Genomic DNA, 10,322 nt, shown 5'->3' on the forward strand with positions numbered 1-10,322 from the left:
GGGTAGGGGTGAGGGGCAGCACGAACTTGCGAAAGATTCGGCGCCACCCGTGGAAGCCATGCCGGCTGCTCTCGTGGCCGAAGCGCCCGCCGCCGAAATCGCACCTCCCATTCGCCAGCCTGCGCCGATCGAATCGCAGCCGGTCATTGCGGAAATCGCGCCCGAGCCGCAGTCTCTTCCACAACCCGCGCCGGAGCCGAAAGCCGCCCCTGGCAAGGTGACCGTCACCAAAAAGGTCGAGCAGAAGGCCGAGCCGCGGAAGGCGCCCGAACCGGCACCGAGGCGCTCCTGGTTCCAGCGCATGAAGGACGGGCTTGCCCGCTCCTCCAAGGAGCTCACCGGCAACATTGCCGGCGTCTTCACCAAGCGCAAGCTGGACGAAGAGACTTTGCAGGACCTCGAGGATGTGCTGATCCGTGCCGATCTCGGCATGGAGACGGCCTTGCGCGTTACCGACGCGCTGGCCGCCAGCCGCTACGGCAAGGACGTCTCGGACACCGAGGTTCGCGCCATCATGGCTGCCGAGGTGGAAAAGGTGTTGACCCATGTCGCCATGCCGCTGGAACTCGACCTCTCGCATAAGCCGCATGTCATCCTGGTGGTCGGCGTCAACGGTACCGGCAAGACCACGACCATCGGCAAGCTCGCCGCCAAGCTCACCGATGGCGGGCTGTCGGTGATGCTCGCTGCCGGCGACACCTTCCGCGCCGCTGCGATCGAGCAGCTGAAGATCTGGGGCGAGCGGACGAAATCGCCGGTCATCGCCTCCAAGATCGGCGCCGATGCCGCAGGGCTCGCCTATGACGCCTTCGAGAAGGCCAGGGAGGCCGGTTCCGACGTGCTGATCATCGACACCGCCGGCCGCCTGCAGAACAAGACCGAACTGATGGCCGAGCTCGAAAAGATCGTCCGCGTGCTTGGCAAACTCGACCCGGAAGCGCCGCACACCGTGCTGCAGACAGTCGACGCCACCACCGGCCAGAACGCGCTCAACCAGGTCGAGATCTTCCGCAATATCGCCGGTGTCAACGGCCTGGTGATGACCAAGCTGGACGGCACGGCACGCGGCGGTATTCTGGTGGCGATCGCGGCAAAGCACAAATTGCCGGTCTATTTCATCGGCGTCGGCGAACAGGTCGACGACCTCGAACCGTTCTCAGCAAGCGAATTCGCCAGGGCGATCGCTGGAGTAGCCTAACAAGCATGTCCCAAAAAGGTGCAGACTTTTTGGATCAGATCATGCGCAAGAAAGAGATTCCATGAACCCACCCATTCTCGAACGCGATCCGTCGGACCCGCAGAAGCAGAAGAAGGAAGGCGTCAATCCGCTGCTCAAGCTGGTGCTGGAGCTTGGGCCGTTGATGGTGTTCTTCTTCGCCAATGCGCGCGGCGGATGGCTGGTGCAGAAATTCCCTGTTCTGGCCGAGTTCGGCGGGCCGATCTTCGTTGCCACCGGGCTGTTCATGGCCGCCACGGCAATCGCCCTGATCGCCTCGTGGCTGCTCACCCGCACCTTGCCGATCATGCCGATGGTGTCGGGCGTCGTCGTCTTCATCTTCGGCGCGCTGACGCTCTATCTGCAGGACGACATCTTCATCAAGATGAAGCCGACCATCGTCAACACGCTGTTCGGAGGCGTGCTGCTCGGCGGCCTCTACTTCGGCAAGTCGCTGCTTGGCTATGTCTTCGATTCAGCCTTCAGCCTCGACGCCGAAGGCTGGCGGAAACTGACCTTCCGCTGGGGCCTGTTCTTCCTGTTCCTGGCCATCGTCAATGAGGTGGTGTGGCGCAATTTTTCCACCGATGCCTGGGTTACTTTCAAGGTCTGGGGCATCATGCCGATCACGCTTCTGTTCACCTTCAGCCAGATGCCGCTGATCCTGCGTCATTCGCTCGAGGACAAGGCCGGCAAAGAAGAGAAGGCCGGGAAATAGAGCAGTTTCAGGAAAAGTGTCCGGAGTTGCGTCAAAACAAAGGGAAACAGCGGTTCTGCGTTCGTGAGACAATGAACCGTTCTGGGGAGAGGGACATGGAATTCATCACCACGCACGACCAGTTGAGGACGATCTACAAGACGCCACGGCCGACCGACGGTTCTATCCGCAAGGAGCTGAAAAAACTTGACGGCCATTGCCGCTCCTTCATCGGCAAGAGCCCGTTCGTGCTGATCGGCTCGTCCGACGGTGCCGGCAACGCCGACGTGACGCCGAAGGGCGACAAGCCGGGCTTTGCCACCGTTCTCGACGACACCACCATCGCCATTCCCGACCGGCCCGGCAACAACCGGCTCGACACGCTGGAGAACATCCTCCTCAATCCCTCGGTCGGGCTGCTCTTCCTCATTCCCGGCATGAACGAGACGCTGCGCGTCAACGGCGATGCCCGCATCACCGTCGACGCAAATTTGCGCGAACGGCTCGCCGTCGACGGCAGGGGGCCGCAAAGCGTCGTCGTGGTCAGCGTCAAGGCCGCCTACATGCACTGCGCAAAAGCCTTCATGCGCTCGGATTTGTGGAAGCCGGAAACCTGGTACGACCGCGCGACGCTGCCGACGCTCGGCCAGATCATGCGCGATCAGCTGGCGGTTGCCGATTCCGCCGAGGCGACCGATCGCTGGCTCGACGAGGAATACAGGAAGACGATGTGGTAGGGTTCCGAACGCGATTCGCGTCTGGACCGATTCCATACATTGCTGAACATCCTTGCCATTTCCGGCAGCCTGCGCGCGGCCTCCACAAATTCGGCGCTGATCGCCGCACTGGCGCGCGAAGCGCCGTCTGGCTGCCGCGTCACCGTCCGTGACGGGCTCGGCCGTCTACCGATCTTCAATCCCGACGATGAAGGCGAGCGGACACCGCTCGAAGCCTCCAAGCTGATCGATGCCGTCAGCCGAGCCGACGGCCTGATCGTTTCCTGTCCGGAATATGCCCATGGCGTGCCGGGCGGGCTGAAGAACGCCCTCGACTGGCTGGTCTCGCGCGATGCCGCTGTCGCCAAGCCCGCCATGCTGGCACACGCCTCGCCGCGCTCGCTGTTCGCCCGCGCCGCACTGGCCGAGATCATGCGCACCATGTCGTTCGCACTTTGCGACGACGTGCTGGAGATTGCCCTGCTCGGCAAGAAGCCGCCGGAGGTGACGGGCATCCTCGACGAGCCGGGGAACCGGCAGGCGATGCATGATGCGCTGAATGCCTTCGCGGAGTTTATCCGCTCGCGTTGAGCGGCGGCCACCCCAGACCTTCGAGCTAGCCCTTTCGCAGCGTCTCCACATCAGTCTTCCCAACGTACCAATCGCGCGCGTTGACCTCTTCAAAAACCACCCAGACATCGTCGTTGCTCAGCCCGGTGGCGTCCATGATGGCCGCCGTCACCTTTTTGGCGATGTCCGCCTTCTTGCCTGCCGGATCGGCTGATATCACTTCCTTGACGATGCGGATGTTGACGAATGGCATTTTGTCCTCCCGGGATGTTCGTGCTCGCGACCCGCTTCGATGAAACCGTCGGACGGCCGCCAGTGCTCCAGTCTCAGCCAGTGCTCCAGTCTCAGCCAGTGCTCCAGTCTCAGTATGTCTTGGCGCCGTTGACCATCAGCCGCACCATGTAGAGCGACGTGGTGCCGGCGATGTAGAGGCAATTCAGCTTGTTGCCGCCGAACACGCAGTTGGCGGTAACTTCCGGCACCTTGACCTTGCCGATCAGCGTGCCGTCCGGATCGTAGCAATGGATGCCGTCGGCGGCACTGGTCCAGATGCGGCCGTCCTCGTCGAGCCTGAAGCCGTCGAACAGGCCGGCCGTGCAGTCGGCGAAGATTTTCTCGCCCGAAACCTTCTTGCCGCCCTTGCCGACATTGAACACCCGCATATGCGCCGGATTCTGGGCGCCATGCGTGCGGCCGGTGTCGACGACATAAAGCTTGCTCTCGTCGAGCGAGAAGGCCAGGCCGTTGGGCCGGACCATGTCGGTGATGACGGCTTCGACCTCGCCCGTGCCGGGATCGACCCGGTAGACATGGCAGGCGCCGATTTCGCTCTCGGCCCTGTCGCCCTCATAATCCGTATCGATGCCGTAGCTCGGATCGGTGAACCAGATCGAGCCGTCGGATTTCACCACCGCGTCGTTGGGCGAATTCAGCCGCTTGCCCTTCCATTTGGACGCGATCGTGGTGACCGAGCCGTCAAACTCGGTGCGGCTGACACGGCGGCCCGAATGCTCGCAGGTGATCAGCCGGCCCTGCCGGTCGACGCTGTTGCCGTTCGAATTGCCGGACGGCTGGCGGAAGACGCTGACATTGCCGTCGGTTTCGTCATAACGCAGCATGCGGTTGTTGGGGATGTCGGACCAGACGACATAACGGCCGGCGGCGAACCAGGCCGGCCCCTCCGCCCACTGGCATCCGGTGAACAGCTTCTCGACCTGCGCGTTGCCGTTGAACAGGCGCGCGAAGCGCGGATCGAGAATTTCATAATAGTCTGCGGCCGCCATGCTTTCCTCCCGGCATCAATGACACCGGATCAAGCCAGCCGGAGGGACAGAAGGCAATGTGGGTACGCACAGTGTCATGCAAAAGATCGCTTGCCGGCTCTGCGCATGACGTTAGCGCCGTATTAACCGGCTATGCGTCCAGCGCAATGGTGCATTGCAACATCTTCTTTTTGCAATGCACCATTACTATGTCATGGTTCGTATCGATCAAGGGAGGAAGAAACCGCCGCCGAAACGCGGCGCCAAAAAAGGAACCTTGCTATGATCCTCGACAGTCTCATGACCCGCGCTCGCAACAGCATTGCCAAGCGCAAGCACTACAACCGCCTTGTCGCCGAAATCGACAGCTTTTCCAGCCGCGATCTGGCCGACATGCGCGCCGATCGCTCGGAAATGCTCTACCAGATCCACAAGCAGATCTACGGCTGATCTCGAGTCCGATAAGACGCACCGCCAAGGTGCGTTGAGATTCAGGTCAGGCCGAGACGAAAACGGTGGTTTCCGAGAACCGGAGCGGAGCGTACTTAAGTACGTGAGCACCGGAAGCGCAGGAAGCCGCCGTTTGCAGGCCGGCATCACCTGAATATCAACGTGCCGCCAGCGCCTTGTCGATCTGTGGCAGCAAGAGATCTCTCGCCGTCTCGGGCGTCAGCGGGCCGACATGCTTGTAGGCGATCTTGCAGTCCTTGCCGATGACGAAGGTCTCCGGCACGCCGTAGACGCCCCAGTCGATCGCCGCGCGGCCCGCTTCGTCGACCCCTATCGCCTGGAACGGATTGCCGAGATCGCCGAGGAACCGGCGTGCATTTTCCGGCCGGTCCTTGTAGTTCAGCGCCGCCATGGTGAAACGCTTATCCTGCGACAGCGCCAGAAGCACCGGGTGCTCTTCGCGGCATGGCGCGCACCACGACGCGAAAACGTTGACCAATGTGACCTTGCCGGCGAAGGTTTTCGAATCGAGCCCTGGCAGGTTTGACCCCTCCAGCGCAGGCAGGCTGGTTTGCGGCGCAGGCAGGCCGATCAGGGCCGATGGCACTTCCGAAGCATCGCGCCCCGACAGCAGCTGCGACAGGAACAGTCCGGCCAGGCCGAGAAAGATCAGCAGCGGCAACAGCACGAACAGGCGACGAGTGCGTGGGGGCGGCGTTTCCGTTTCGGTGCTCATGGCTTTGCGGCCTTGTCGGAGCGCCGCCGCACGCCGGATGCCTCCAGTTCGGCGAGTTCGCGCTTGCGCGCCCGCTGGTCGAGCAGGATCCAGCCGATCAATCCGGCCAGCACCACGGCCGTAATGCCATAGGCGGCGGTCACGTAGAGTGCATGCGCGCTCATGCGACGGGCCTCGCTGAAGTGGGGGCTTCCAAGCCGATCATGTCGCCCAGTCTAGACATGCCTTTCCCTTAGCCTCGCTCCGTCGGCTTCGCAATCGGTCGCCGCGCCGCAGTCATACGCCGCGTCAATCTGTGCCATGGCGCAGCGCCAGCGCCGCCGAGACCGGACCCAGCACGCCAAGAAACAGGGTCAGCGCGGCAAGAATGAGGAAGGGCTGCAGAAACGGATCGGGATTGGCGGTCGCTCCATAGCTTGCCGAAACGCCGAAGATCAGCACCGGAATGGTCAGCGGCAGCACCAGCACCGAGATCAGCAGCCCGCCACGCGGCAGCGCCACCGCGACCGCCGCACCGGCGGCGCCGATGAACGTGATCGCCGGCGTCCCGACCAGCAGCGTCAGCGCCGTGGCGCCGATGCCTAGCGGCTCCATGTTCATGAACAGGCCGAGCAAAGGAGCCGCGATGACCAGCGGCAGCACGCTCCCCGCCCAATGCGCCAGGCATTTCACCAGCACCGTCACGGCCAGCATATGGCGATCATTGCCGAGCACCAGGAGATCGAGCGAGCCGTCCTCTCGGTCGGCCTGGAACAGCCGGTCGAGGCCGAGCAGGCAGGACAGCAGCGCGCCGATCCAAAGGATGGCCGGTCCGATGCGGGCCAGCAGCCTCAGGTCTGGCCCTACTCCGAACGGGATGGTGGCGATGACGGCGAGGAAGAAGATGACCCCGGTCAGCGCCCCGCCGCCGGCACGGATGTTGAGGCGGATGTCGCGGGCGAAGAGGGCTAGCATGGTATGAGATGCTCGCGCGCCATCATCAACCCGTTTCCCCCATCCTCAACTCCATCCCCTCGATCCCCAGCGGCAGATGCGTCGCCGCGACAATCATCCCGCCATCCGTGCAATGCTTGGCCATCAACCCCGCAAACCGCGCTTCCGACGCCTTGTCCAGCCCCGCTGTCGGTTCATCCAGCAACCACAATGGCCGGTGGCTGACCAGCAGTTTCGCGATCGCCGCGCGCCGCCTCTGCCCGGTCGATAGATAGCCGAACGGCAGGTGGCCGATGCCACCGAGCCCGACCGTTTCCAGCGCCTCTTCGACGCCGAGCTGTCCGTCGCCGTTGAAGTCGCGCCAGAAGCGCAAATTCTCCGCCACGCTGAGCGCCGGCTTCATTGCGTTCTGGTGGCCAAGGTAGTGACAGGCCGAGGCAACAGACGGGAACGCTTCGTCCCCGTCTTCAATCTCCATGGCACCCTCGATCCTCACGCTGCCTTGCGCCGCCGGCAGCAGCCCGGCGATGACCCGCAGCAAGGTCGACTTGCCCGATCCGTTCGGCCCGGTGACGATGAGCGCCTGACGCTCCTCCAGAACAAAATCGATGCCGGAAAACACCGCCTCGCCGCCTCGCTCGCCGCCCAGATTTTCGGCGATCAGCCGCATTCCTCGCCTGCCCTGAAACCATGTGTCGCGGCCGCTGCCGCATCGCACAAATTTGCTTTCCAACTGTCTAGAACTATTCCAGAAAATTCTCTATATGCGGTGCATCCGTGCCAGCGGTCGGCACGGGAACAGAATTAGCGCCGAACCAGCGCACGCGCCGCCTTGAACGGCTCGGGTTGCTTGGGAACGGACAGCGGAAATGGCCGTACCCGCACCTTTGCGCGTGATTGCATGCCATCGGCGTCCGTTCCCTTTCAGGCTGAACAGACAAGGATCGCACGTGTCAAAATCCCTCGACAGTTTCAATTGCCGCCGCACGCTGACCGCAGGCGGCGCGGAGTATGCCTATTTCGACCTCATAGAGGCCGAGAAGAACGGTCTCACCGGCATCTCGCAGCTGCCCTATTCGATGAAGGTGCTGCTGGAAAACCTGCTGCGCAACGAAGACGGCCGCTCCGTCACCAAGGAATCGATCCAGGCGGTGGCCGGCTGGCTGACCGACAAGGGCACCGCCGGCGTCGAGATCGCCTATCGCCCGGCCCGCGTGCTGATGCAGGATTTCACCGGCGTTCCGGCCGTGGTCGACCTTGCCGCGATGCGCGACGCCATGGCCTCGCTCGGCGGCGATCCGCAGAAGATCAACCCGCTGGTGCCGGTCGACCTCGTCATCGACCATTCCGTCATCGTCGACGAATTCGGCACGCCGATGGCTTTCGCCCGCAATGTCGAGCTGGAATATGAGCGCAACGAGGAGCGCTACAAATTCCTGAAATGGGGCCAGCAGGCATTCCGCAACTTCCGCGTCGTGCCGCCCGGCACCGGCATCTGCCATCAGGTCAACCTCGAATATCTCGGCCAGGTGGTGTGGACCAACACCGAGGACGGCGAAACGACGGCCTATCCCGACACCTGCGTCGGCACCGATTCGCACACCACCATGATCAATGGCCTTGGCGTGCTCGGCTGGGGCGTCGGCGGCATCGAGGCCGAGGCGGCCATGCTCGGCCAGCCTGTCTCCATGCTTTTGCCTGAGGTGATCGGCTTCCGCCTCACCGGCAAGCTCAAAGAGGGCGTCACCGCCACCGACCTCGTGCTCACCGTCACCCAGATGCTGCGCAAGAAGGGCGTCGTCGGCAAGTTCGTCGAGTTCTTCGGGCCGGGCCTCTCCAACATGACACTGGCCGACCGCGCCACCATCGGCAACATGGCGCCCGAATATGGCGCCACCTGCGGCTTCTTCCCCGTCGACTCGGAAACCATCCGCTACCTCACAATGTCCGGCCGCAGCGAGGACCGCATCGCGCTGGTCGAGGCCTATGCCAAAGCTCAAGGAATGTGGCGTGAGACCGGCTCGACCGATCCGGTGTTCACCGATCTGCTCGAGCTGGAACTTGGCTCCGTCGTGCCGTCGATGGCCGGACCCAAGCGGCCCGAAGGCCGCGTCGCCCTGGAAGGCATTCCGGAAGGTTTCGCCAAGGCGATGGAGACCGAATACAAGAAGGCCGCCGAGATCTCCAAGCGCTACGCAGTCGAAGGCACCGACCATGATCTCGGCCATGGCGATGTCGTCATTGCCGCCATCACTTCGTGCACCAACACCTCGAACCCGAGCGTGCTGATCGGCGCCGGCCTCCTGGCCCGCAACGCCAACCGCCTCGGTTTGAAGCAGAAGCCGTGGGTGAAGACCTCGCTGGCGCCGGGCAGCCAGGTGGTGGCCGAGTATCTGGAGAAATCCGGCCTGCAGAAGGAACTCGATCAGATCGGCTTCAACCTGGTCGGCTTCGGCTGCACCACCTGCATCGGCAATTCCGGCCCGCTGCCGGCGCCGATCTCGAAGACCATCAACGACAAGGGCCTGATCGCTGCCGCGGTCTTGTCCGGCAACCGCAACTTCGAAGGCCGCGTCTCGCCCGACGTGCAGGCCAACTATCTGGCGTCGCCGCCGCTGGTCGTGGCACACGCGCTGGCCGGCACCGTCACAAAGGACCTGACCACCGAGCCGCTTGGCGAGGACAAGAACGGCGAGCCGGTCTACCTCAAGGATATCTGGCCGAGCTCGGCCGAGATCCAGGAGTTCATCGAGAAGAACGTCACCCGCGAGCTGTTCGCCCGCAAATATGCCGACGTCTTCAAGGGCGACGAGTACTGGCAGAACGTCAAGGCGCCGGAAGGCCAGACCTATGCGTGGGACGACAACTCGACCTATGTGCAGAACCCGCCCTATTTCGCCGGCATGACGGCAGGTTTCGGCAAGATCGGCGACATCAAGGGCGCCCGCGTGCTCGGCCTGTTCGGCGACAAGATAACCACCGACCACATTTCGCCGGCCGGATCGATCAAGGCGGCCTCGCCGGCCGGCAAATACCTCACCGACCACGGCGTCGGCGTCGCCGACTTCAACCAGTACGGCACGCGGCGCGGCAACCACGAGGTGATGATGCGCGGCACCTTCGCCAACATCCGTATCCGCAACCACATGCTGGGCGAGAATGGCCGCGAGGGCGGCTACACCATCCACTACCCGTCGAAGGAAGAGGAATCGATCTACGACGCGGCGATGGAATACAAAAGGGAAGGCGTGCCGCTGGTTGTCTTCGCCGGCGTCGAATACGGCAACGGCTCGTCGCGCGACTGGGCAGCCAAGGGAACCAATCTCCTTGGTGTCCGCGCGGTCATCGCCCAGTCATTCGAGCGCATCCATCGCTCGAACCTGGTCGGCATGGGCGTCATTCCCTTCGTCTTCGAGGAAGGCACCTCATGGGCATCGCTCAACCTCAAGGGAGACGAGCTGGTCGAGATCGACGGCTTGAGCACCATCAAACCGCGCCAGACGATGATCGCCAAGGTCACCTATGGCGACGGCACGGTGAAAAATGTGCCGATCATCTGCCGCATCGATACGCTGGATGAGCTCGATTACTTCAAGAACGGCGGCATCCTGCAATACGTGCTGCGCGATCTGGCGGCTTAGTAAGGGAATAGGGCAGTAGGGCAGTAAGGGAGTAGGGAATAGAGCACCCTACTGCCCTACTGCCCTACTGCCCTACTGCCCTACTGCCCTACTGCCCTACT

12 protein-coding genes are annotated in these 10,322 nt (G+C 63.0%); 6 read left to right on the forward strand and 6 right to left on the reverse strand.

Annotation, left to right across the window (positions count from 1 at the left end; genetic code table 11):
• The 4 genes from ftsY to EOB59_RS31890 form a co-directional block, all read left to right on the forward strand.
• On the forward strand, positions 1 to 1,198 hold a 1,198-nt coding region (gene ftsY, locus EOB59_RS31875; RefSeq protein ID WP_245486845.1), incomplete at its 5' end, for a signal recognition particle-docking protein FtsY.
• Positions 1,199 to 1,259: 61 nt separating this feature from the next.
• Entirely contained in the window at positions 1,260 to 1,934 is a 675-nt protein-coding gene (locus EOB59_RS31880) for a septation protein A (RefSeq protein WP_027037447.1), read from the forward strand.
• Between the two features lie 95 nt (positions 1,935 to 2,029).
• Positions 2,030 to 2,650 carry a pyridoxamine 5'-phosphate oxidase family protein gene (locus tag EOB59_RS31885; RefSeq protein ID WP_128290102.1) on the forward strand — a complete coding sequence of 207 codons (621 nt, stop codon included), beginning with the start codon at positions 2,030 to 2,032 and terminating at the stop codon, positions 2,648 to 2,650.
• Positions 2,651 to 2,689: 39 nt separating this feature from the next.
• The gene (locus EOB59_RS31890; RefSeq protein WP_128290103.1) at positions 2,690 to 3,220 is read left to right on the forward strand and encodes an NADPH-dependent FMN reductase; all 531 of its coding nucleotides are present in this window, start codon (positions 2,690 to 2,692) and stop codon (positions 3,218 to 3,220) included.
• Between the two features lie 25 nt (positions 3,221 to 3,245).
• Here EOB59_RS31890 and EOB59_RS31895 read toward each other — a convergent pair whose 3' ends face one another.
• Together EOB59_RS31895 and EOB59_RS31900 are read right to left on the reverse strand one after the other, a co-directional pair.
• Positions 3,246 to 3,452: a 4-oxalocrotonate tautomerase family protein gene (locus EOB59_RS31895; RefSeq protein WP_023811297.1), complete on the reverse strand. Its 207-nt coding sequence runs from the start codon at positions 3,450 to 3,452 to the stop codon at positions 3,246 to 3,248.
• A 109-nt stretch (positions 3,453 to 3,561) separates the two neighbouring features.
• Positions 3,562 to 4,482 carry an SMP-30/gluconolactonase/LRE family protein gene (locus tag EOB59_RS31900; protein WP_127268186.1) on the reverse strand — a complete coding sequence of 307 codons (921 nt, stop codon included), beginning with the start codon at positions 4,480 to 4,482 and terminating at the stop codon, positions 3,562 to 3,564.
• 261 nt (positions 4,483 to 4,743) lie between these two features.
• Here EOB59_RS31900 and EOB59_RS31905 point away from each other — a divergent pair, with 261 nt between their 5' ends.
• Positions 4,744 to 4,911 (forward strand): hypothetical protein, encoded by a 168-nt coding sequence (locus EOB59_RS31905; RefSeq protein ID WP_013528833.1) that lies wholly within the window; start codon positions 4,744 to 4,746, stop codon positions 4,909 to 4,911.
• Positions 4,912 to 5,068: 157 nt separating this feature from the next.
• On the opposite strand, the gene EOB59_RS31910 is transcribed toward EOB59_RS31905, so the two are convergent.
• The 4 genes from EOB59_RS31910 to ccmA all read right to left on the reverse strand — a co-directional run bounded on the left by EOB59_RS31910 (position 5,069) and on the right by ccmA (position 7,250).
• The gene (locus tag EOB59_RS31910; RefSeq protein ID WP_128290104.1) at positions 5,069 to 5,647 is read right to left on the reverse strand and encodes a DsbE family thiol:disulfide interchange protein; all 579 of its coding nucleotides are present in this window, start codon (positions 5,645 to 5,647) and stop codon (positions 5,069 to 5,071) included.
• Complete coding sequence (gene ccmD, locus EOB59_RS31915) at positions 5,644 to 5,811, reverse strand: heme exporter protein CcmD (protein WP_127268184.1); 168 nt, start codon at positions 5,809 to 5,811, stop codon at positions 5,644 to 5,646. Before ccmD ends, EOB59_RS31910 begins: the two co-directional genes overlap by 4 nt.
• Before the next feature lie 124 nt (positions 5,812 to 5,935).
• Positions 5,936 to 6,601, reverse strand: a complete 666-nt coding sequence (ccmB, locus tag EOB59_RS31920) for a heme exporter protein CcmB (RefSeq protein ID WP_128290105.1) — start codon at positions 6,599 to 6,601, stop codon at positions 5,936 to 5,938.
• A gap of 25 nt (positions 6,602 to 6,626) precedes the next feature.
• Positions 6,627 to 7,250 carry a heme ABC exporter ATP-binding protein CcmA gene (gene ccmA / locus EOB59_RS31925; protein WP_128290106.1) on the reverse strand — a complete coding sequence of 208 codons (624 nt, stop codon included), beginning with the start codon at positions 7,248 to 7,250 and terminating at the stop codon, positions 6,627 to 6,629.
• Between the two features lie 280 nt (positions 7,251 to 7,530).
• Here ccmA and acnA point away from each other — a divergent pair, with 280 nt between their 5' ends.
• The gene (gene acnA / locus EOB59_RS31930; protein ID WP_128290107.1) at positions 7,531 to 10,221 is read left to right on the forward strand and encodes an aconitate hydratase AcnA; all 2,691 of its coding nucleotides are present in this window, start codon (positions 7,531 to 7,533) and stop codon (positions 10,219 to 10,221) included.
• Positions 10,222 to 10,322: the final 101 nt, after the last annotated feature.

The sequence above is a fragment of the Mesorhizobium sp. M7A.F.Ca.MR.176.00.0.0 genome (assembly GCF_004023165.1).
Classification (GTDB): Bacteria; Pseudomonadota; Alphaproteobacteria; order Rhizobiales; family Rhizobiaceae; genus Mesorhizobium.

Bases quoted from the DNA above. Each gene is read 5' to 3' on its own strand.
- EOB59_RS31880 (WP_027037447.1), top strand. From the start codon at position 1,260: ATGAACCCACCCATTCTCGAACGCGATCCGTCGGACCCGCAGAAGCAG.
- EOB59_RS31885 (WP_128290102.1), top strand. From the start codon at position 2,030: ATGGAATTCATCACCACGCACGACCAGTTGAGGACGATCTACAAGACG.
- EOB59_RS31895 (WP_023811297.1), bottom strand. From the start codon at position 3,452: ATGCCATTCGTCAACATCCGCATCGTCAAGGAAGTGATATCAGCCGAT.
- EOB59_RS31900 (WP_127268186.1), bottom strand. From the start codon at position 4,482: ATGGCGGCCGCAGACTATTATGAAATTCTCGATCCGCGCTTCGCGCGC.
- EOB59_RS31905 (WP_013528833.1), top strand. From the start codon at position 4,744: ATGATCCTCGACAGTCTCATGACCCGCGCTCGCAACAGCATTGCCAAG.
- EOB59_RS31910 (WP_128290104.1), bottom strand. From the start codon at position 5,647: ATGAGCACCGAAACGGAAACGCCGCCCCCACGCACTCGTCGCCTGTTC.
- ccmD (WP_127268184.1), bottom strand. From the start codon at position 5,811: ATGAGCGCGCATGCACTCTACGTGACCGCCGCCTATGGCATTACGGCC.
- ccmB (WP_128290105.1), bottom strand. From the start codon at position 6,601: ATGCTAGCCCTCTTCGCCCGCGACATCCGCCTCAACATCCGTGCCGGC.
- ccmA (WP_128290106.1), bottom strand. From the start codon at position 7,250: ATGCGGCTGATCGCCGAAAATCTGGGCGGCGAGCGAGGCGGCGAGGCG.